21 protein-coding genes are annotated in these 19,085 nt (G+C 67.0%); 4 read left to right on the forward strand and 17 right to left on the reverse strand.

The window, feature by feature from the left end:
* Nucleotides 1-2: 2 nt before the first annotated feature.
* The 8 genes from ACW178_RS10855 to lipA form a co-directional block, all read right to left on the reverse strand.
* Nucleotides 3-302: an FtsB family cell division protein gene (locus ACW178_RS10855; protein ID WP_054765891.1), complete on the reverse strand. Its 300-nt coding sequence runs from the start codon at nt 300-302 to the stop codon at nt 3-5.
* A gap of 138 nt (nt 303-440) precedes the next feature.
* Nucleotides 441-1,718, reverse strand: coding sequence for a phosphopyruvate hydratase (eno, locus tag ACW178_RS10860; RefSeq protein WP_054765892.1), 1,278 nt, complete (start codon nt 1,716-1,718; stop codon nt 441-443).
* An 89-nt stretch (nt 1,719-1,807) separates the two neighbouring features.
* Nucleotides 1,808-2,440 carry a hypothetical protein gene (locus ACW178_RS10865; RefSeq protein ID WP_492024554.1) on the reverse strand — a complete coding sequence of 211 codons (633 nt, stop codon included), beginning with the start codon at nt 2,438-2,440 and terminating at the stop codon, nt 1,808-1,810.
* A gap of 80 nt (nt 2,441-2,520) precedes the next feature.
* Nucleotides 2,521-2,703, reverse strand: coding sequence for a 50S ribosomal protein L32 (rpmF, locus tag ACW178_RS10870; protein ID WP_054765894.1), 183 nt, complete (start codon nt 2,701-2,703; stop codon nt 2,521-2,523).
* A gap of 133 nt (nt 2,704-2,836) precedes the next feature.
* Nucleotides 2,837-3,388, reverse strand: a complete 552-nt coding sequence (locus ACW178_RS10875) for a sugar O-acetyltransferase (protein WP_191554038.1) — start codon at nt 3,386-3,388, stop codon at nt 2,837-2,839.
* Nucleotides 3,385-4,500 carry an NAD(P)/FAD-dependent oxidoreductase gene (locus tag ACW178_RS10880; RefSeq protein ID WP_287104710.1) on the reverse strand — a complete coding sequence of 372 codons (1,116 nt, stop codon included), beginning with the start codon at nt 4,498-4,500 and terminating at the stop codon, nt 3,385-3,387. The genes ACW178_RS10875 and ACW178_RS10880 overlap by 4 nt, the downstream gene beginning before the upstream one ends.
* Nucleotides 4,497-4,949 (reverse strand): type II toxin-antitoxin system RatA family toxin, encoded by a 453-nt coding sequence (locus ACW178_RS10885; RefSeq protein WP_191557994.1) that lies wholly within the window; start codon nt 4,947-4,949, stop codon nt 4,497-4,499. The genes ACW178_RS10880 and ACW178_RS10885 overlap by 4 nt, the downstream gene beginning before the upstream one ends.
* A gap of 7 nt (nt 4,950-4,956) precedes the next feature.
* Nucleotides 4,957-5,919 (reverse strand): lipoyl synthase, encoded by a 963-nt coding sequence (gene lipA / locus ACW178_RS10890; protein ID WP_182713073.1) that lies wholly within the window; start codon nt 5,917-5,919, stop codon nt 4,957-4,959.
* Between the two features lie 183 nt (nt 5,920-6,102).
* Between lipA and ACW178_RS10895 the strand changes: the two genes are divergently transcribed.
* Nucleotides 6,103-7,647, forward strand: coding sequence for an AMP-binding protein (locus ACW178_RS10895; RefSeq protein ID WP_287104709.1), 1,545 nt, complete (start codon nt 6,103-6,105; stop codon nt 7,645-7,647).
* Between the two features lie 46 nt (nt 7,648-7,693).
* On the opposite strand, the gene ACW178_RS10900 is transcribed toward ACW178_RS10895, so the two are convergent.
* The 4 genes from ACW178_RS10900 to ACW178_RS10915 form a co-directional block, all read right to left on the reverse strand.
* Nucleotides 7,694-8,074 (reverse strand): endonuclease domain-containing protein, encoded by a 381-nt coding sequence (locus tag ACW178_RS10900; protein ID WP_191557996.1) that lies wholly within the window; start codon nt 8,072-8,074, stop codon nt 7,694-7,696.
* 104 nt (nt 8,075-8,178) lie between these two features.
* Entirely contained in the window at nt 8,179-8,937 is a 759-nt protein-coding gene (gene ygiD / locus ACW178_RS10905; RefSeq protein ID WP_191557997.1) for a 4,5-DOPA-extradiol-dioxygenase, read from the reverse strand.
* Between the two features lie 4 nt (nt 8,938-8,941).
* Nucleotides 8,942-9,544 carry an NAD(P)H:quinone oxidoreductase gene (wrbA, locus tag ACW178_RS10910; protein WP_054765900.1) on the reverse strand — a complete coding sequence of 201 codons (603 nt, stop codon included), beginning with the start codon at nt 9,542-9,544 and terminating at the stop codon, nt 8,942-8,944.
* Nucleotides 9,545-9,695: 151 nt separating this feature from the next.
* Nucleotides 9,696-10,553 (reverse strand): M15 family metallopeptidase, encoded by an 858-nt coding sequence (locus ACW178_RS10915; RefSeq protein WP_191557999.1) that lies wholly within the window; start codon nt 10,551-10,553, stop codon nt 9,696-9,698.
* 135 nt (nt 10,554-10,688) lie between these two features.
* Between ACW178_RS10915 and ACW178_RS10920 the strand changes: the two genes are divergently transcribed.
* Genes ACW178_RS10920 through ACW178_RS10930 form a run of 3 tightly spaced genes read left to right on the forward strand, consistent with a single transcriptional unit; the run spans nt 10,689 to nt 13,503 of the window.
* Nucleotides 10,689-12,047 (forward strand): MFS transporter, encoded by a 1,359-nt coding sequence (locus ACW178_RS10920; protein ID WP_182713076.1) that lies wholly within the window; start codon nt 10,689-10,691, stop codon nt 12,045-12,047.
* Complete coding sequence (mazG, locus tag ACW178_RS10925) at nt 12,044-12,838, forward strand: nucleoside triphosphate pyrophosphohydrolase (protein ID WP_287104706.1); 795 nt, start codon at nt 12,044-12,046, stop codon at nt 12,836-12,838. The genes ACW178_RS10920 and mazG overlap by 4 nt, the downstream gene beginning before the upstream one ends.
* A gap of 8 nt (nt 12,839-12,846) precedes the next feature.
* Nucleotides 12,847-13,503 (forward strand): HAD family hydrolase, encoded by a 657-nt coding sequence (locus tag ACW178_RS10930; RefSeq protein ID WP_287104704.1) that lies wholly within the window; start codon nt 12,847-12,849, stop codon nt 13,501-13,503.
* 3 nt (nt 13,504-13,506) lie between these two features.
* Here the strand turns inward: ACW178_RS10930 and ACW178_RS10935 are convergent, their stop codons facing one another.
* From ACW178_RS10935 to ntrX, 5 genes are all read right to left on the reverse strand, one after another.
* Nucleotides 13,507-15,147: a Na+/H+ antiporter gene (locus ACW178_RS10935; protein ID WP_287104703.1), complete on the reverse strand. Its 1,641-nt coding sequence runs from the start codon at nt 15,145-15,147 to the stop codon at nt 13,507-13,509.
* A gap of 3 nt (nt 15,148-15,150) precedes the next feature.
* On the reverse strand, nt 15,151-16,464 hold the full coding sequence (gene hflX, locus ACW178_RS10940; protein ID WP_287104702.1) for a GTPase HflX: 1,314 nt from the start codon (nt 16,462-16,464) through the stop codon (nt 15,151-15,153).
* Nucleotides 16,465-16,710 carry an RNA chaperone Hfq gene (hfq, locus tag ACW178_RS10945; protein WP_054766962.1) on the reverse strand — a complete coding sequence of 82 codons (246 nt, stop codon included), beginning with the start codon at nt 16,708-16,710 and terminating at the stop codon, nt 16,465-16,467.
* 104 nt (nt 16,711-16,814) lie between these two features.
* Nucleotides 16,815-17,678, reverse strand: coding sequence for a D-amino-acid transaminase (locus ACW178_RS10950; protein ID WP_054765906.1), 864 nt, complete (start codon nt 17,676-17,678; stop codon nt 16,815-16,817).
* Nucleotides 17,678-19,084, reverse strand: coding sequence for a nitrogen assimilation response regulator NtrX (gene ntrX / locus ACW178_RS10955; RefSeq protein WP_287395385.1), 1,407 nt, complete (start codon nt 19,082-19,084; stop codon nt 17,678-17,680). Before ntrX ends, ACW178_RS10950 begins: the two co-directional genes overlap by 1 nt.
* Nucleotide 19,085: the final 1 nt, after the last annotated feature.

Raw genomic sequence — 19,085 nt, forward strand, 5'->3', positions numbered from 1 at the left:
TTTCACCCCTGAACGGATTGCGCCTGAACGGCAATCACATAGTCGCGCGGGTCCGAAAACCCGAGAACCGCGCGGGCCCGCTCCTCCAGCAGATCCTTGGACAGGCTGTCGCTGCGCAGATAGCGCACGCGGGTTTCCAGATCGCGCCGTTGTTCCGTCAGATGGGCGAGCTGCGCCTCGCGCTGCCCCAGCAGGGCGTCCCGCGACGATCCGCTCAGCAGGCCGCGCTCGCCCGTCAGGGCCTGCACCCCAAGATAGGCGAGCAGGAGCAAAAGGACGATGGACAGGCGGTACGGCTTCATCCGTTCGGGCAAGACAGACGCTCCTTCTGAGCGCGAGAGACACAGTTCGTTAACTGTGCCCGAAAATGCCTAACGAAAAGTAGCTTGACCTTAAGAAAGTCGGCGAAGAACACTGATTCTTCGCCGACAATTCGTGGCTTAGCGCAGGAGCATGCCGTCGCCGAAATAGACGGCCTGGTCGCCCAGCATCTCCTCCAGGCGCAGCAGTTGATTGTATTTGGCCACCCGATCGGAGCGGGCCAGCGAGCCGGTCTTGATCTGTCCGCAGTTGGTGGCCACGGCCAGGTCGGCGATGGTCGAATCCTCGGTCTCGCCCGATCGGTGGCTCATCACGGCAGTATAGCCGGCGCGGTGGGCCATATCGACGGCGTCCAGGGTCTCCGACAGGGTGCCGATCTGGTTGACCTTGATCAGGATGGAGTTGGCCAGCCCCTCGCCGATGCCGGCGGCCAGACGCGCGGGATTGGTCACGAACAGATCGTCGCCGACCAGCTGGACCCGGTCGCCCAGACGTTCGGTCAGCAGGCGCCAGCCGTCGAAATCGTCCTCGGCCATGCCGTCCTCGATCGAGACGATCGGGAACCGCTCGCACAGATCGACCAGATAGGCGGCCATGCCCTCGGCGTCGACGGTCTTGCCCTCGCCCGCCATCACATATTTGCCGTCCTTGAAGAACTCGGTCGAGGCGACGTCCAGACCCAGGTGGAAGTCTTCGCCGGCCAGATAGCCGGCCGCCTGCCCCGCCTTGGTGATGAAGCTCAGGGCTTCCTCGGCCGAGGCCAGATTCGGCGCAAAGCCGCCTTCGTCCCCGACGTTGGTGTTATGACCGGCGTCCTTCAGCTGCTTCTTCAGGGCGTGGAAGATCTCCGTGCCCATGCGCAGGGCGTCGGTGAAGGTCTCGGCGCCGGTCGGCAGGATCATGAATTCCTGGATGTCGATCGGATTGTCGGCGTGGGCGCCGCCGTTGATGATGTTCATCATCGGCGTGGGCAGGACGCGGGCAGAGACGCCGCCGATGTAGCGATGCAGCGGCAAGCCGGCCGAGATGGCGCTGGCCTTGGCGGCGGCCAGGGAGACGCCCAGGATGGCGTTGGCGCCCAGACGGCCCTTGTTCGGCGTGCCGTCCAGCTCGATCATCGCCTCGTCGATCCGACGCTGGTCCTCGGCGTCCATGCCGGACAGGGCGTCGAAGATCTCGCCGTTGACGGCGTCGACCGCCTTCTGCACGCCCTTGCCGCCCCACATATCCTTGTCGCCGTCACGCAGTTCGACGGCCTCGTGGGCGCCGGTCGAGGCGCCCGAGGGCACGGCGGCGCGGCCGAAAGAGCCGTCATCCAGGATCACATCCACTTCCACCGTCGGATTGCCCCGGCTGTCGAGAATCTGGCGGGCGACGATGTCGGCGATGTCGGTCATGGCTCGGCTCTTTGGCTCAGGCGAAAAACAGGTCCGAGGGGTTTAGCCGTCTCCCTGCGAATCGCCAATGGCTGCCGCGCCCCTTGCCGTCAGGAACAGCCCTCGACCAGCTGTATCGACGGATCGCCCGCATGGATCGCTTTCACCTTGCCGTCGGCGCCGACCTCATAGCGAAGGCCGCGCGCCGCAGGATCGACGACATAGGCGGTGGAGCCGCCGCGCGACCAGACGAACAGATCCTCCGCAGGAGCCGGCTCATATTTGTGCGGCTGGGCGAAGACGGCGCCGCCATAGGCCTGTTTGATCGCCATGCCGTCTTCACCGACGCCGAAGCCGCGATCGGTCTTGACCGTCGCCTCACGGGCGGCGGTGATCCGGGTCAGGACGCCGTTCTGAATCATGACCCTCACATCCACGGGCGCCTTCGTGGGATGGAACTCGTCGCAGGTCTCGGGATCGGGGCCGCCGACAGCATTGGGCTGCGAATCCTCGCCCCAGACCTGAACCAGTTCGGCCCGCGTCATGCCGATTCGCGCCGGGCCCAGGCCGTCGCTGGTCAGGGCGTTGGGGTCTGCGGCCGCCGGCGTGGTCTGCGGCGGGGAAACCGGCGTGGGCGCCGGTTCATCGCGACGTTCACAGGCTGAGAGGGTCAACAAGGCCACGGCGCTGACGGCGGCGAAACGGATCATCGGCAAGGTCTCCAGAACAAGCTTCGCCGCCATGAACGCACGAAAACGGCGCGCGGATCACCGCGCGCCGTAAATCTCTTCGTCCGGTCGGCGACCGGGCCGGGAGGAAAAGACTAGTCTTCCTTCGGCGTCAGAACCTGACGGCCGCGATAGGTGCCGGTCTTCAGGTCGATGTGGTGCGGGCGCTTCAGCTCGCCGGTGTCCTTGTCCTCGACATAGACGTTCGAGGTCAGGGCGTCGTGGGCGCGGCGCATGTTGCGACGCGAGGGGGATACTTTGCGCTTCGGAACGGCCATGTCCGTCTCAATCTTCTAAGTCGGGCGCCGCCCAGAGCCGAAGCCTGTCTGGCGCGAAAACAATAGCGGCGGCCCACCGGACCGCCACGCGAGGCGCGGCTTATGCATGAACCGCGCGACGATTTCAAGGCGTTTAAGCGGGCGTCAGGCGGCGGACGATCTTGGCCGGATTGCCGACCACCACGACGTCGGCCGGAACGTCCCTGGTCACCACGCTGCCCGCCCCCACCACAGCCCGATCACCGATGGAGACTCCCGCCAGGACGATCGCCCCGCCGCCGATCCAGACATCGTCGCCGATGACGATGGGCCGGGCGGATTCCCGTCCCCGCCGTTCGACGGCGTCCAGCGGATGTTCGGGCGTCAACAGCTGTACGCCGGGACCGGCCTGGAAGTTGTCGCCGATTCGGATCTCGGCGCAGTCCAGAAACACGCTGTTGGCGTTGACGAAGGCGTTCGACCCGAAATGGATGTTGACCCCATAGTCGCAGTAGAAGCCCGGCATGATGATCGCCGCGCCGTCCGACGCCCGGACCAGTTGGTTGACCAGGGCGCGACGCCGGTCTCGATCCGGTTCGGCGTTGATGGCGACGGTCAGGGCCACGGCGCGGGCGCGGCCGTCGCGCAGGTCCGGATCGCCCGGATCATAGGGCAGGCCGGCCAGCATCTTTTCTCTTTCTGTCATGCGGCCTCCGTCAGGGCGGCGGCCACGGCCTCGCCGATGGCCAGGGAGCTGGTCAGACCTGGGCTTTCGATGCCGAACAGAGCCATCAGCCCCTCCATGCCGTGGCGCTCGACCCCGTGCAGTTGGAAGTCCGGCTGCGGCTCGCCAGGCCCGTGCAGCTTGGGCCGAATGCCCGCGTAGTCCGGGGTCAAAGCTCCATCAGGCAGCCCCGGCCAGAAGCGACGGATATAGCCGGCGAACTCTTCCGCCTTGGCCGGATCGACCGAATAGTCCTCGCTCTCGACATAGGCCAGGTCCGGGCCGAACACCGCCTGACCACCCAGGTCCTTGCGATAGTGGGTGCCCAGGGCGCCGGGAATCGGCGGCGGATAGATCAGCCGGTCGAACGGCGCCTTGCCGACCAGCCGGAAATAGACCCCCTTGCCGAAATGGCCGGCGGGGATGTCCTCTGCCGGATAGCCCTCGATCGCCGCCGCCACGGCCTGGGCCGAGAGACCGGGCGCCGTCACCAGCAGACGGCAGGAGACCGCCATCGCCCCCTCCCCGCCCACGCGGATCGTGAAGCCGCCGCCCGGCAGGGGCTCTGCGCCCTCGAACGGGGCCGAAACCACGACCGATCCCCCCGCATCCTCGATCTCGCCCTGCAGGGCCAGCATATAGCTGTGGCTGTCGAACAGGCCGCTCTCGGGCGACAGGATGGCGGCGTGGGCGTTCAGCTCGGGCTCCAGCGCCCGCGCCTGGGCGCCGGTCAGGTGTTCCAGCCCCTCGACCCCGTTCGCCGTCGCCTGTTCGAAGATGGCCTCGATCCGCCCGACCTCCGCCGCCTCCGTGGCCACGACCAGCTTGCCGCACTTCCAGTGATCGATCTTGTGGCTGGCCAGAAAGTCATAGAGCGCCCGCCGCCCCTCGACGCAGAACTTCGCCTTCAGCGATCCGGTCGGGTAGTAGAGGCCGCCGTGGATGACCTCGGAATTGCGCGAGGAGACGCCCTGGCCGATATGGCCTTCCTTCTCCAGCACCAGCACCGTCAGGCCCCGTTTCGACAATGCCCGACCGCAAGCCAGGCCTACGGCCCCGGCGCCCACGACTGTGGCGTCGAAATCGAACGTCATCGCCTGCCGTACCTCCGCATCGCCTCAGCCTCGAAACAGCCGATCAGCTTTTCCACCGCCCGGTCGAAATTGGCCGACAGCATCAGGTCCAGCATGCGGGACTTGAAGGCGAAGTCGATCATGAACTCCAGCCGCGTCCCCTCGGGATGCGGGAAGAACTCCCACCGGTTCTTCAGATGCTTGAACGGCCCGCGCAACAGGCCGACCTCCACCTTCGGCGCATTACGATCATGCCGGACCCAGGTGGAGAACCGCTCCTTCAGGAAGGAGAAACCCACCCCCGCCTCGGCGTCCAGCACGGTCACGCCCTCGCCTTCGGCCCGCGCGTTCCAGACCCGCATCGAGGTGACCCAGGGGACGAAGTCGGGATAGGTCCGCACATCGGCGACCAGATCGGCAAGCTGTTCGGGCGCATAGGGAAGAATGCGCGTGACGCGGTGGACGGCCATACGGAATTTAGCGGCGCAGCTGCGCCTCGCGCGCAGCCTTCAGCCGGGCAAAGTCGTCGCCGGCGTGGTGCGACGAACGCGTCAGCGGCGACGACGACACCATCAGGAAGCCTTTGGCCCGGGCGATCGCCTCATAGGCCTTGAACTCTTCCGGCGTGACGAACCGGTCGATGGCGGCGTGTTTGCGCGTCGGCTGCAGGTACTGGCCGATGGTGATGAAGTCGACGCCGGCAGAGCGCATGTCGTCCATCACCTGCATGACCTCTTCCTTGGTCTCGCCCAGGCCGACCATGATGCCGGACTTGGTGAACTGGTTCGGGTCGCGCTCCTTGACCATCTGCAACAGGCGCAGGCTGTGGAAGTAGCGGGCGCCGGGCCGGATCTTCAGATACAGGCGCGGAACGGTCTCGAGGTTGTGGTTGAAGACGTCGGGCTTGGCGTCGATCATCACCGCCGCCGCCCCGTCCTTGCGCAGGAAGTCGGGCGTCAGGATCTCGATTGTGGTGTTCGGCGCCTGGAGGCGGATCTGGCGCACCACCTCGGCGAAGTGAGCCGCCCCGCCGTCGGCCACGTCGTCGCGGTCGACCGAGGTGATCACCACATGGTTCAGCCCCATCTGCGACACCGCCAGCCCGACCTTTCCCGGCTCCTCCGGGTCCAGCGGCTGGGGTAGGCCCGTCTTGACGTTGCAGAAGGCGCAGGCCCGCGTGCAGGTGTCGCCCATGATCATCAGGGTGGCGTGCTTCTGGCTCCAGCACTCTCCGATATTTGGGCAAGCCGCCTCTTCACAGACCGTGTGCAGCCCCTTGGAGCGGACGATGTCCTTGGTGGCGTTGTACTGACCCGATCCAGGCGCCTTGACCCGCAGCCAGTCGGGCTTTTTCAGAACGACCGTCTCCGGGCGGTTCTGCTTTTCCGGGTGGCGCAGCTCCGACGGCTTACGCTGAAGGGTGTCGATCAGGGTCACCATGGCCGGTATTTCGGCCTTCCCGCGCCCAATGGCAAGCCACAGGCGGTTACAGATGATGGCGCGCCCGTTGGTCCGCTCGGGAACTCACGCGACGTTACGCATCTTTTCAAGACGCCGTTGCGTCATTATTGACGGACGCCCGACAACAGAGAGGGCCTGTCGCGCCCTCCGCAGGAGACGCGTTTGCGCCAGGATCTGGACCCTTCGCTGTACGAGACCTCGCTGATCGACGCCCTGATCGAGGCGCGCGCCCGGTTTGGGGACAAGGAGATCCTCGAAGACCAGGATCGCCACCCCCTCACCTACACGGGCTTGATCCGCGCCGCCTTCGTTCTGGGCCGCAAGATCGCGAAGATGACCGAGCTGGGCGAGCGGGTCGCCATCCTGCTGCCCTCGTCCATGGGCGTGGTCGTCACCTTCTTCGGCCTGCACGCCCACGGCCGCGTGCCGGTCATGCTGAACTTCACCGCCGGCGAGGCCAATCTGAAGGCCGCCATCAAGGCCGCCGGGGTCAAGAAGGTCCTGACCGCCAGACGCTTCATCGACCAGGCCAAGCTGGACGATCTGATCGCGGAGCTCGAGACGGGGGCTGAGATCGTCTGGCTGGACGACATACGCAAGACCATCGGGCTTCAGGACAAGCTGTACGGCCTCGCGGCCGGCGCCGCACCCAAGCGGTTCCGGGTCAAGACCGATCCGGACGCGCCGGGCGTGGTCCTGTTCACCTCCGGCAGTTTCGGCACGCCAAAGGGCGTGGTTCTGAGCCAGAAGAACCTGGTCGCCAACGCCCGACAGGTCGCGGCCCATATCGACCTTCTGCCGGAATGGGTGATGTTCAATCCCCTACCGACCTTCCACTGTTTCGGCCTGACCGGCGGCGTCGTCCTGCCCCTGCTTCAGGGGCTGAAGGCCTTTCAGTATCCGTCGCCGCTTCACGCCAAACAGATCACCGACCTGCTGCCCCAGGTGAAGGCGTCCATTCTTTTCGCGACCGATACCTTCCTCAGCCAGTACGCCCGGGTCGCCGAGCCCGGCGACTTCGCCACCCTCAAATTCGCCGTCGCCGGCGCCGAAAAGGTGCGCGAGGAGACCCGCAACCTATTCAACACCAAGTTCGGCGGCGTCGAACTGCTGGAAGGCTACGGCGCGACCGAGGCCTCGCCTGTGGTGGCGGTCAACCATCCCGAGCGCAACGCCCCCGGCACCGTCGGCCAGATCCTGCCCGGCATGGACTGGAAGCTGGAGCCGGTTGAGGGAATCGACGAGGGCGGCCGGCTGTTCCTGAAGGGACCCAACATCATGAGCGGCTATGTCACGGCCGCCGAGCCGCTGGCCTGGGATGCGGTGGGCGACGACTGGCTGGACACCGGCGACATCGTCGATGTCGACGCCGAGGGCTATGTCACCATCAAGGGGCGCGCCAAACGCTTCGCCAAGATCGGCGGCGAAATGGTGTCCCTGACGGCGGTCGAGGGCATAGCCGGTGCGGTCTGGCCGGACCAGCGTCACGCCGTGGTCTCCATTCCAGACACCCGCAAGGGCGAAAAACTGGTCCTGGTCACCGACCACGCCGGGGCCGAGGTCGCTCCCCTGGCGGAATGGGCCCGCGCCAACGGCGCGCCTGAGCTGATCGTCCCCAAGAAGATCGTCAAGGTCGCCGAGGTCCCGGTCCTGGGCACCGGCAAGACCGACTATGTGACGATCCAGAAGATGGTCGAGAGCGATTAAATCTCACCTCCCCGTTCGCGAAGGCGAATGGGGAGGACAGACCGCGTCAGCGGTCAGGAGGGGGCGACTCCGCCGCCAGACGCGATCGCACCACATCATAAATGAAATCGACCACGGCCGCCTGATCGGTCATGACGCTCACGGCGCTTAACCGCACCACCCGAACGCCGCGCTCATGGAGCCAGGCCGTCCGCCGACGGTCGTGTGCGATCTGTTTCGGCTCATTGTGGACCGCGCCGTCAATCTCAATCGCCAGCTTCGCCGCCGCGCAATAGAAGTCGAGAATATAAGGTCCGACAGGATGTTGGCGACGAAACTTGATCTTTCCGACACGGTCGCGACGAAGCACCTGCCATAGTCGGAACTCCGGCGGCGTCAGCGCCTTCCGAAACGCCTTAGCACGAGTGAAGCTCAGACCGTCAGCCATGAGGCGAACATAGAACAACTCACGTTAGGCGCCGAGTCACCCCCTCCTGGCGCGCTACGCGCGCCTGTCCTCCCCATTCGCCTTCGCGAACGGGGAGGTAAAGCCTACCCGATCCGCACCCCCGTCATCGAGATCGAACCGCCGTCGATCCGGTCGTTGAAGAAGCTCACCGCCTCCCCGACCGCCTGCTGGGCGGCCACATAGAGCACGGGCAGGAAGTGCTCGTCGGTCGGCACGCTCAGCTGGGCGTCCTCGGCCAGACCGACCCAGTCGATCAGGGCCTCATGGTCGCCGCGCTCGAACGCCGCCTTCACCGCCTCATTGAACCCGGTCGCCCAGGCGTAGGGTTCTGCCCCTTCCTCGCGCTTCCAGGTGCGCAGATTGTGGACGAAGTCGCCCGAGCCGGCGATCACGATTCCCTCGTCCCGCAGCGGTCTCAGGGTCCTGCCCAGCTCGTAATGCTGGCGCGGCGTCAGCTCGCGGTTCAGCGACAACTGGACCACCGGCACATCGGCCTCTGGCCAGACATGGCAAAGCACCGACCAGGTCCCGTGATCCAGGCCCCACTGCGTCGTCTGCACCGCCCCGGTCAGGTCCGCGACTCGGGTCGCCAGGGCTGGCGAGCCGGGCGCGGGATACTGCATCTCGTGAAGTTCGCGCGGGAAACCACCGAAATCATGGATGGTCTCGGGCTTCTCCTGCGCCGTGACGCCCAGCCCGCGCGTCTCCCAGTGGGCGGAGATCATCACCATCCCCTCGGGCTTGCCCACGGCCTCGCCCAGGTCGCGCCAGGCGGCCCCGTAGGGACCGCCCAGGGCGTTCATCGGCGAACCGTGACCGAAGAAGAGCGCGGGCTGGCGCATCGGATCAGCCGTGCAGCTTCTTGGCCAGTTCGGCGATGTGCTTGCCCTGAAACCGGGCGCCGTCCAGCTCGATCTCGCTGGGCATGCGCGAGCCGTCGCCGCCCGTGATCGTCGTCGCCCCATAGGGCGAGCCGCCGTGCACCGCGTCCAGGGTCATCTGGGCCTGGAACGAATACGGCAGACCGACCACCGGCATGCCGTGGTGCATGAAGAAGTTGTGCAGACCCTGGAAGGTGGTCTCCTGACCGCCGTGCTGGGTCGCGGTGGCGGTGAAGGCGCCGCCGATCTTGCCGATCAGGGCGCCGGTGAACCACAGGCCTCCGGCCTGGTCCAGGAAGGCGCGCATCTGCGAGGCGGCCGAGCCGAAGCGGGTGCCGGCGCCGATGATGATGGCGTCATAGTCCTTCAGGTCGTCGATCTTGGCGATCGGCGCCTTCTGATCCAGCTTGTAGTGCGAAGCCTTGGCCAGCTCTTCCGGCACGGTCTCCGGCACGCGCTTGATGTCGACCACGGCGCCTTCGACCTGACGCGCGCCTTCGGCGACGGCTTCGGCCATGATTTCCAGATGGCCGTAGGTCGAGTGGTAGAGGACGAGAATCTTGGGCAAGGGAGGACTCCGTTGAATGTCACGGCCGTCATTCGCAACAACGACCGTTGCTAACTTGGCGTCTCGCTTGACGCCATGCAAGCCCCCTCTCGGCTTTCGCGATGGTTTCGGTCAAAAACTGAAATGAAAACCGGAGGCTCGTCCAACCGGCTCAGGGCGCGAACGAAGGATCCCAGGGCCGCACATATTCCCAGTGCCAGGGCTCATAGACATAGGGGACGAAGCCGAACCGCCCGGCGTTCGCGACCAGCCAGCGATAGGTCGCCCCGCGCGCCATATATTCGCGGCTGGCGGGCGCGGTCGAATCCACCCCCCGGCCCGGCGCCTGGCCGACGTACAGATCGACCGCCGCGCCCGTCCGGTGGGGCGAACAGACGGCGCGGCGCAGGCCGTCGCAATTGCCCTGCTGGGCGCAGCGGGCGGCGTCCGCCTCGGGGTCCCGGAAGCCTGAGAAGATCTGCAGCAGTTCGGGATCGGCGGCGATCTCGGGAACCTCGGCCCGTGCGGCGGCGACCATCCGGCGATAGGCGTCCAGCACGTCACGCCGCAACAGCCGGGTCAGCCGGTCGGCGTGCTCTTCTGACGCGACCAGATAGCCCAGTTGGTTGATCGGCGGCGGATCAGGGCATTCGCCACGGATCCGCGCCATCACGAAAGGCCGCCGCTCCTGCCACAGCCCGCGCAACACCTGGAAGGTCCCGGCGTCGAACAGGCCTGTCGGCGCCAGGCCGTGGGTCTGCTGGAATCCCGCCAGTTGTGAGGCGAAGACCGGCGTACCGGGGCCGCACTGAGTGTGCAGCTCCTGCTGGATCAGGGTCGCATAGGCCATCCACCCAAATTCTGTCGCCCCGAACGGCGCCCACTCCAGTCCATAGGCCGAGGCCGCATTGGCCAGGGCCTCCTCGCCCCAGACGTCGGCGTTGGTGTGGCAGGGCCCCGCCGCGCGCGCTACGCCGGCGAAGGCCAAGACCAGCCAGAGAGTCAGGAACGCGAGACAGCTTCGCCACATGCCCCCAGCAAGCCTCAAGCGGCCCTCAGGAGCAAGCGCGCAGACGGCCGTCCGCCCGAATCCGACTCCGCTCCCGCGTCCAAACCTGCAATCCTGCGTCGGCCCGACTCATCCGGGCTGTCCCGGACCCGTCGCATGACCGCCGCCGCCGCGCCCCGTCGCTCCAACGCCGTGCTCGCCGCCTTCTCCGGCCCCTGCCTGCCGCTGGCGGCCTTCGGCGTGGCCCTGCCCGTCACCCTGCCGGAATTCTACGCCACCTATGTGGGTCTGGAGCTGGGGGTGGTCGCGACCGTCTTCATGGCCGTGCGGCTGATCGACATCGTCTTCGACCCCTTCCTCGGCTGGGGCATGGACAAGACCCGGACCCGTTTCGGTCGCTACCGCCCCTGGATGGCCCTGGCCACCCCCATGCTGATGCTGGCGGCCCTGATGATGTTCGTCCTGGTCCAGCCGGGCGCCCCGGCGGTCTATCTGTTCGGCTGGCTGCTGTTCCTCTACCTGGGCTTCTCCATCGGCACCCTGGGCCAGCTGGGCTGGGCCGCCGTCCTTGCGCCCCAGTATGACCAGCGCAGCCGCGTCTACGGCTGGTGGCAGGTGTTCAACATCATCGGGGTGGTGCTGATCCTGGTTCTCCCGACCGTGGTGGTCCAGACCGGCATCGGGACCTATGCCGACGGGGTGCGGATCATGGGCTGGGGCATCATCATCGCCCTGCCCGTCACCATCGGCCTGGCCATGGTCGCCGTGCCCGAGCCCGTCACCGCCGGAGACCAACCGCACGGCAGCCTCGGCGCCTATCTGGCCCTGCTGAAGACGCCCGTGGTGCGCAAGCTGCTGATCGCCGATCTGCTGCTGGGCGTGGCGCCGGGCATCACCGGTTCGCTGCTGTTCTTCTTCTTCGGCCAGATCCGCGGCTACGACCACACCGAGGCCGGGCTCTTCATGCTGTTCTATTTCGTCGCCGGCCTGTGCGGCGCTCCCTTCTGGGCCTGGCTGGCGACCCGTGTCGGCAAGGACCGGGGCCTGGCGATCGCCAGCCTCGTCTCGGCCGTCCTCTATATCGGCGCCACCCTGGTCCCCGGCGGCAATTTCGCCCTGACCGCCGTGGTCATGTTCATCGCCGGCCTGCCCTACGCCGCCGGCCTGTTCCTGACCCGCGCCATGATGGCCGACGCCGGCGATCAGGAGCGGTTCGAGACCGGCGTCGACCGCACCGGCCTGATGCTGTCCATCCTCTCGGCCACCACCAAGATCGGCCATGTGGTCGCCCTGGTCCCCTATCTGATCCTCCAGTGGGTCGGCTTCCGCGCCGTGCCTGGGCCGGAGGGCAACAGCGACGCCTCCCTGCTGACGCTTCAGATCCTGTTCATCGCCGTCCCCGGCCTGCTTCTGGCCCTGACCGCCTGGGTGCTGAAGAACTATCCGCTGACCGCCGCGCGCCATAACGAGATCCGCAAGGCCCTGGACGCGCGCGACGCGGAGGCGCAGGCATGAGGCCCATCGACCGGCTTCTGTCCATCATGGAGCGGCTGCGCGACCCGGACGGCGGCTGCCCCTGGGACGTGGAGCAGACCTTCGCCACCATCGCCCCCTATACGATCGAGGAGGCCTATGAGGTCGCCGACGCCATCGAGCGCAACGATCTGGTCGAACTGAAGGGCGAACTGGGCGACCTCTTGTTCCAGGTCGTCTTCCACGCCCGCATGGCCGAGGAGCAGGGCCTGTTCGCCTTCGACGACGTGGTCACCGCCATCGCCGACAAGCTGGAACGCCGCCACCCCCACGTCTTCGGAGACGAGGCCCAGCGCACCTCGAAGGAACAGACCGTCGCCTGGGAGGTCATCAAGGCCGCTGAACGCAAGGATCGCAAGAAGCCCGGCGTCCTCGACGACGTCCCCGTCGGCCTGCCCGCCCTGACCCGCGCCGCCAAACTGACCAAGCGCGCCGGCCGCGTCGGCTTCGACTGGCCCTCGACCGACGAGGTGTTCGACAAGCTGGCGGAAGAGGTCGAGGAGCTGCGCGTCGAGATCGCCGCCGGCGACCAGGCCAAGGCGCGCGAGGAGCTGGGCGACCTGCTGTTCGTCGTCGCCAACCTGGCCCGCAAGCTGGACGTCGAGCCCGAGGATGCGCTCCGCGCCGCCAACGCCAAGTTCGTGCGCCGCTTCGGCTTCATCGAGGCCGAACTGGCCAGGGACGGCCGCACCCCCGACCAATCGACGCTGGAGGAGATGGACCGCCTCTGGGACGCCGCAAAGGCGGCCGAAAAGGCCGGCCCGTCCTCCTGAGCCGCCGCATGCCCTACGACCTGATCATCTTCGACTATGACGGCGTGGTCGCCGACAGCGAGGTGCTGAACAGCACCGTCATGGCCGAACAGCTGACCGCCATCGGCCTGCCCACCAGTCTGGACCAGGTGCTGGCGACCTATACGGGCCGGCGCTGGCGCGACAACCGGCCGGTGGTCGAGGCGGCCCTGGGCCGGCCCTGCCCCGAGGATTTCCACACCAACTGGTTCGCTGCCTGCCGCGCCCGCGCCCCGCTCCATCTGAAGCCCGTGCCCGGCCTGATCGACTTCGTCGCCGCCCGGTCTGAGGCCCGCTGCATCGCCTCGTCCAGCGGCCCTGACTGGATCGGCGTGGGCCTGGACCTGTTCGGCCTGACCGATCATTTCGACGGCGCCGTCTTCACCGGCCTGGTGGTCGAGCGCGGCAAGCCCCACCCCGACATCTTCCTGCACGCCGCCGAAAGCATGGGTGTCGATCCGGGCCGCGTCCTGGTCATCGAGGACAGCGAGGCGGGCGTCACAGCCGGGGTCGCCGCCGGCATGACGGTGGTGGGCCTGACCGCCGGAGGCCATGTCCGCGACGGCCACGCCGACCGTCTGGTCGCCCGCGGCGCCCACCATATCGCCGACAGCTATGCGGCGGTCGCGGCCTTCATGGACCGCTGAGCGTCAAAGGTAGCGCAGTTCCTGCAGATCGACCTCGCGGATCATCTTGCGCGCCGTCACCTCGTCCAGCCGGCGTAAGCGCGCCATCCGGCCGAGCTCTTCCCGCTCCGCCGCGAGCGCCGCCAGCCAGAGCTTGCGCTCCACCTGATCGATCTTGCGCGCCACGGCCGCGTCGTCTTCTTCGGTGCGGGTATGGGTCTCGATGCGGCGGCGATAGATCTCCATGATCCGACTGGCGACGTCGGAATAGAGGTCAGGGTTGGCCTTGCCCTCGGCCATGGCGTGGGACGCATCCTCCAGGGCGCGCAGGGCGGCCGAGGCGGCAGCGACGCGCCCCCTGTCCTCTTCCCGCTCCTGTGACGGTTCGGGGGGCAGCTCCACCCCCTTCATCAGACGCGGCAAGGCGAAGGTGGCGAGCAGCAGGGAGACGATGATCACCCCAGCCGCCAGGAAGATCGCCAGATTGCGGGACGGCATCGGCGAGCCGTCCGCGAGGAAGAAGGGCACGGTCAGAATGCCCGCCAGGGTGATGGCGCCCCGCACCCCCGCCAGAGACATGACCATGGTCAGCCGCAGTCCGACCTTGGGCGGCGGCCCGCGATGGCGGCGCCGAAACAGGGTCAGCCTCAGCGACGTCCACACCCAGACGAAACGCAAGGCCGCCAGGGCCGCGACAATGGCCAGGACATAGACAGCCAGCCACCAGACCTCGGGCCGGCTGGTGCCCCGCACCACCTCGGCCGCGCGCGCCATTATTGAAGGCATCTGCTGGCCCAGAATCACGAAGATGATGCCGTTGGCGACGAACTGGACCGTGTCCCACACCACCCCGCGCCGGATGCGGGTCATGGCCAGGGACTGGCCGCCTACGCCGCCGCCCCGCTCGGTGAAGCTCATGGTCACGCCCGCCGCCACGGCGGCCAATATGCCCGACGCCCTCAGCTCTTCCGCGACCAGATAGGCGGCGAAGGGGATCAGCAGGCTGACCAGGATCTGCGCCCCGACATCCTCGCCCCAGCGCCGACTGACGAAACCCTTGACGTAGCTGATGGCGATTGTGACCAGCACGCCCGTCGCCACCCCGACCACAGACAGCCAGGCGAAGGTCGCCACCGCCCCGCCCAAGGAAAAGGCGCCGGTGGTCGCCGCCACGACCGCGATCCGCATACAGGTCAAGCCCGTGGCGTCGTTCAGCAGCGACTCCCCTTCCAGAATATGCATCAGCCGCTTGGGTATCGGGGCCCGCGCAGCGATGGCCTGGACGGCGATTGGGTCGGTCGGAGACAGGATCGCCGCCAGGGCGAAGGCCACCGGCAAGGGCATCTCGGGGATCATCCACCAGATCATGAAGCCCAGGCCGATGACGGTGAACAGCACCAGCCCCAGGGCCAGTTCCAGGATCACGGCCCGGTCGCGAAACAGGGCCTCCTTGGGGATGCGCCAACCGTCCAGAAACAGCAGGGGCGGCAGGAACAGCAGAAAGAAGATGTCCGGCTTCAGATCGACCGTCGTCCCGGTCGCCAGGACGATGACGGCCCCCAGACCGATCTGCACCAGCGGCAGGGCGATGCGGGTGATCCGCGCGACCGATCCCGACACCACGACGGCCAGAAGCAGCAGCAGGACGGTCTCGATCAGATGCATGGTTCAGTCGGTCAGGTCGGGATACAGGCGCTCGAACCGCCCCAGGGCGGCAGGGTGAAGCCTCACTGTGACATGGGTGCGGCCATCCTCGTCCGCGTCCCGCCTCGTCACCCGGCCATGTTCATAAAGCCAGGCCAACGCCTCGCCCTGTTCGGGCGACAGGGTCAGCCGCGTCTCCGGATCGTCGTCGATCAGGCCGGCGATGGTCTGGCGCAGGCGTTCGATCCCCTCGCCCGTCCAGGCCGAGACGGCGACCGCCTCGCCGTCCTTGGCCAGACGTTCGGCCTGACCAAGAATGGTTTCGTGGGCCTCCTCGTCCAGCAGGTCGATCTTGTTCCAGACCTCCAGCACCCGGCGGGTCTTGCCCTCGGGGGTCTCGATCTGTTTCAGCACGGCCTCGACGTCCTTGGCCTGGGCGTCGCTGTCGGCCGAGGCGATGTCGCGGACGTGCAGGATCAGATCGGCCTCGCCGACCTCTTCCAGAGTGGCGCGGAAGCTTTCGACCAGTTCGTGCGGCAGGTCGGAGATGAAGCCGACCGTATCGGCCACAATGGCCGGGCGGCCCTGCGGCAGGCGGATGGTGCGCTGGGTCGTGTCCAGGGTGGCGAACAACAGATCCTTGGCGAAGACCTCCGATCCCGTAAGCCGGTTGAACAGGGTCGACTTGCCGGCGTTGGTGTAGCCGACCAGGGCGATGGTCGGAAACGGGACCTTCTGGCGCTGTTTGCGATGCAGGCCGCGCGTGCGGCGCACCTCCTCCAGCTCGGCCTTCAGCCGCACGATCCGGTCGGCGATCAGACGCCGGTCCAGTTCGATCTGGGTTTCGCCGGGACCGCCGGTCGAGCCGGTGCCGCCGCGCTGGCGCTCCAGGTGGGTCCAGGTCCGCACCAGACGCGACCGTTCATAGTCGAGCCGCGCCAGTTCGACTTGCAGCCGACCTTCCTTGGTCCGCGCGCGGCGTCCGAAGATTTCCAGGATCAGGCCGGTGCGGTCGATGACCTTCACCTCCCAGGCCTTCTCCAGATTACGCTGCTGAACGGGCGTCAGGGCGTCGTCGATGACGGCCACATCGGCCTCGGCCGCGCGCATCAGGGCGGCCAGTTCGTCCACCTTGCCCGATCCGAACAGGGTCGCCGGCGCGACCTTGCGCACGCGCACGATCTCTTCGCCCCGGATGTCGAGGTCCAGGGCGCGGGCCAGGCCGGACGCTTCTTCGAGGCGTTCTTCGGCCAGGCGCGGCGACTCCGACCGTCCGTCGGGGTGGATGACGACCGCCCGCTGAACCGGGGCGGCGTGATCAATCAGTTTTTGGGTCAATCAATCGTCTTCGGCGTCGGGCTCGTACAGCTGCACGGGCGCGGACGGCATGATGGTGGAGATGGCGTGCTTGTACACCAGTTGGGACTGGCCGTCGCGGCGCAGCAGCACACAGAAGTTGTCGAACCAGGTCACGATGCCCTGCAACTTGACCCCATTGACCAGGAAGATGGTCAGCGGCGTCTTGGTCTTGCGGACCGAGTTGAGGAAGGTGTCCTGAAGGTTCTGGCGTTTGTCTTGCGACATGGCAGGTTTTTCCTGTTCTTGGTTGTTCGTCGCCATGGGAGCGGCGTCGGGGCCGAACGGGCCGGCAGCGACCTTAGACGGCGCCTCCCCGCCCCGGCAACGCCCTAAATGGCCTCTCGACGCGCGCGTTCAAGATAGAGCCGCCGCAGCTTCAACGTAATCGGCCCCGGCTTGCCGTCCCCGATCTTGGTTCCGTCGATCGAAATCGCGGGGGTCACGAAAGCGCCGGCGGCCGTGAAGAAGGCTTCGCGCGCGCGCTTGACGTCCTCGACGCTGAAGGGGCGCTCGTCCAGTTCGAGGCCCTGTTCCTCGATCAGGGTCATCAGGGTGGTGCGCGTGCAGCCCTTCAGGATGTTGGCCTGGGTGTCGCGGGTCCGCAGCTTTCCGTTCTCATCCACGATCCAGGCGTTGGTCGAGGAGCCTTCGGTCACCAGGCCCATGTCGTCGACGAACCAGGCCTCATAGGCGCCGGCCTCCCGCGCCGCCTGTTTGGCCAGGATGTTCGGCAAGAGCCCCACCGTTTTGATGTCGCAGCGTCCCCAGCGGATGTCGGGCTGGGTCAACACGGCGACGCCCTTTTTCGCCTGAGCTTCTCCCCGTGCGGGCGAGATGGACTTGGCGGTGACGATGACGCTGGGCGGCGTCCCCGGCGCGGGGAAGGGATGGTCGCGCCGCGCCGTGCCGCGCGTCACCTGAAGATAGACGATGCCGTTCTTCACCCGGTTGCGCCGGATCGTCTCGCGCAGCACCCGCGTCAGGGCGGCGACCGACATGGGAATGTCGATGCGCAGTTCATTGAGGCTGCGATGCAGCCGCGTCATATGGCCGTCGAAATCCGCCAGCCGACCGTCGAACACGGACCAGACCTCATAGACCCCGTCGGCGAACTGAAAGCCCCGATCCTCCACATGGACCACGGCTTCGCCGTGCGGCTGATAGGTTCCATTCACATAGGCGACGCGGGACATCAGTCGGCCTCGTCCTCATCTCCGCCTCGCGCGGGAGAGACACCCAGCGACTTCAGCTTTCTATGCAGAGCCGACCGCTCCATGCCGATGAAGGCGGCGGTGCGGGAGATGTTGCCGCCGAAGCGCATGATCTGGGCGGCCAGATACTCGCGCTCGAACACCTCGCGCGCCTCGCGCAGCGGCAGGGCGATGGTGCGCTCCGCCCCCAGGCTGGAAGACGGGCTGTTCGAGGTGGCGACCTCCTGCGGCAGCATGTCGGCGGTGATCGGCTCGTTCGGATCGCCTGTCGCCAGGATCAGCAGCCGTTCGATATTGTTGCGCAGCTGGCGGATGTTGCCCGGCCAGGGATGGACCTGCAGCACCGCCACTGCGTCCTCCCCGACCAAACGCCGAGGCAGGCCCTGCGAAGCGCTGATGGTTTCGACGAAATAATCGACCAGTTCGGCGATGTCTTCGCGCCGCTCCGACAGGGCCGGCACCCGGATCGGCACGACGTTCAGGCGGTGGAACAGGTCTTCACGGAACCGGCCTTCGGCAATCTCCGTCTTCAGGTCTCGCGAAGTGGATGTGACGACGCGCACATCGACCTGCACGTCCTGTTCGCCGCCGACTCGACGGAAGCGCTGATCCACCAGAACCCGCAGGATGCGGCTCTGGCTCTCACGCGGCATGTCGCTGATCTCGTCCAGATAGAGGGTGCCGTTGTGCGCCCGCTCGAACACCCCGATCTTGCGCGGCCGGCCGTCCTGTCCCTCTTCCCCGAACAGTTCGACATCCAATCGCTCGGGCGTCATTCCGGCGGCCGAGATGGCGACGAACTCGGCGCGCGCGCGCGGACTGGCTTCGTGGATCTGACGCGCCACAAGCTCCTTGCCCGACCCGGCCGGGCCGGAAATCAGCACCCGGCTGTTGGCCTGGGCCACCTTGGCGATGGTGCTGCGCAGGGCCTGGGCCGCCTGGGAGCGGCCGATCAGGCCGGACGGCGTCATCGTCTGCGCGCGCAGACGGCGATTCTCGCGTCTCAGCGTCGCTGCTTCGATCGCCCGCTCGACCACCACCACCAGCCGATCCGACTTGAACGGCTTTTCGATGAAGTCATAGGCGCCGCGCTTCAGCGCGGTCACCGCCGTCTCGATATTGCCGTGGCCCGAGATCATCACCACCGGAAGGTCGGGGTCGATCTCCTTGACCACCTCCAGCAGTTCCAGCCCGTCCAGACCGCCGCCCTGCATCCAGATGTCGAGAATGGCCAGCGACGGCTTCCGTGCGCGGATCGCCGCGAGGGCCTCGTCGGAGTTGGCGGCCACGCGCACGGCGTGCCCTTCATCCTCGAGCAGGCCCGAAACCAGATCGCGGATGTCCGCCTCGTCGTCGACGACCAGAATGTCGGAACCGGTAGGTCGCATC

The sequence above is a fragment of the Brevundimonas sp. AVps4 genome (genome assembly GCF_058681525.1).

What these genes read in the sequence shown, in the direction of transcription:
- ACW178_RS10855 (WP_054765891.1), bottom strand. Translation starts at nt 302, where the DNA reads ATGAAGCCGTACCGCCTGTCCATCGTCCTTTTGCTCCTGCTCGCCTAT.
- eno (WP_054765892.1), bottom strand. Translation starts at nt 1,718, where the DNA reads ATGACCGACATCGCCGACATCGTCGCCCGCCAGATTCTCGACAGCCGG.
- ACW178_RS10865 (WP_492024554.1), bottom strand. Translation starts at nt 2,440, where the DNA reads ATGGCGGCGAAGCTTGTTCTGGAGACCTTGCCGATGATCCGTTTCGCC.
- rpmF (WP_054765894.1), bottom strand. Translation starts at nt 2,703, where the DNA reads ATGGCCGTTCCGAAGCGCAAAGTATCCCCCTCGCGTCGCAACATGCGC.
- ACW178_RS10875 (WP_191554038.1), bottom strand. Translation starts at nt 3,388, where the DNA reads ATGACAGAAAGAGAAAAGATGCTGGCCGGCCTGCCCTATGATCCGGGC.
- ACW178_RS10880 (WP_287104710.1), bottom strand. Translation starts at nt 4,500, where the DNA reads ATGACGTTCGATTTCGACGCCACAGTCGTGGGCGCCGGGGCCGTAGGC.
- ACW178_RS10885 (WP_191557994.1), bottom strand. Translation starts at nt 4,949, where the DNA reads ATGGCCGTCCACCGCGTCACGCGCATTCTTCCCTATGCGCCCGAACAG.
- lipA (WP_182713073.1), bottom strand. Translation starts at nt 5,919, where the DNA reads ATGGTGACCCTGATCGACACCCTTCAGCGTAAGCCGTCGGAGCTGCGC.
- ACW178_RS10900 (WP_191557996.1), bottom strand. Translation starts at nt 8,074, where the DNA reads ATGGCTGACGGTCTGAGCTTCACTCGTGCTAAGGCGTTTCGGAAGGCG.
- ygiD (WP_191557997.1), bottom strand. Translation starts at nt 8,937, where the DNA reads ATGCGCCAGCCCGCGCTCTTCTTCGGTCACGGTTCGCCGATGAACGCC.
- ACW178_RS10915 (WP_191557999.1), bottom strand. Translation starts at nt 10,553, where the DNA reads ATGTGGCGAAGCTGTCTCGCGTTCCTGACTCTCTGGCTGGTCTTGGCC.
- ACW178_RS10920 (WP_182713076.1), top strand. Translation starts at nt 10,689, where the DNA reads ATGACCGCCGCCGCCGCGCCCCGTCGCTCCAACGCCGTGCTCGCCGCC.
- mazG (WP_287104706.1), top strand. Translation starts at nt 12,044, where the DNA reads ATGAGGCCCATCGACCGGCTTCTGTCCATCATGGAGCGGCTGCGCGAC.
- ACW178_RS10930 (WP_287104704.1), top strand. Translation starts at nt 12,847, where the DNA reads ATGCCCTACGACCTGATCATCTTCGACTATGACGGCGTGGTCGCCGAC.
- ACW178_RS10935 (WP_287104703.1), bottom strand. Translation starts at nt 15,147, where the DNA reads ATGCATCTGATCGAGACCGTCCTGCTGCTGCTTCTGGCCGTCGTGGTG.
- hfq (WP_054766962.1), bottom strand. Translation starts at nt 16,710, where the DNA reads ATGTCGCAAGACAAACGCCAGAACCTTCAGGACACCTTCCTCAACTCG.
- ACW178_RS10950 (WP_054765906.1), bottom strand. Translation starts at nt 17,678, where the DNA reads ATGTCCCGCGTCGCCTATGTGAATGGAACCTATCAGCCGCACGGCGAA.
- ntrX (WP_287395385.1), bottom strand. Translation starts at nt 19,084, where the DNA reads ATGCGACCTACCGGTTCCGACATTCTGGTCGTCGACGACGAGGCGGAC.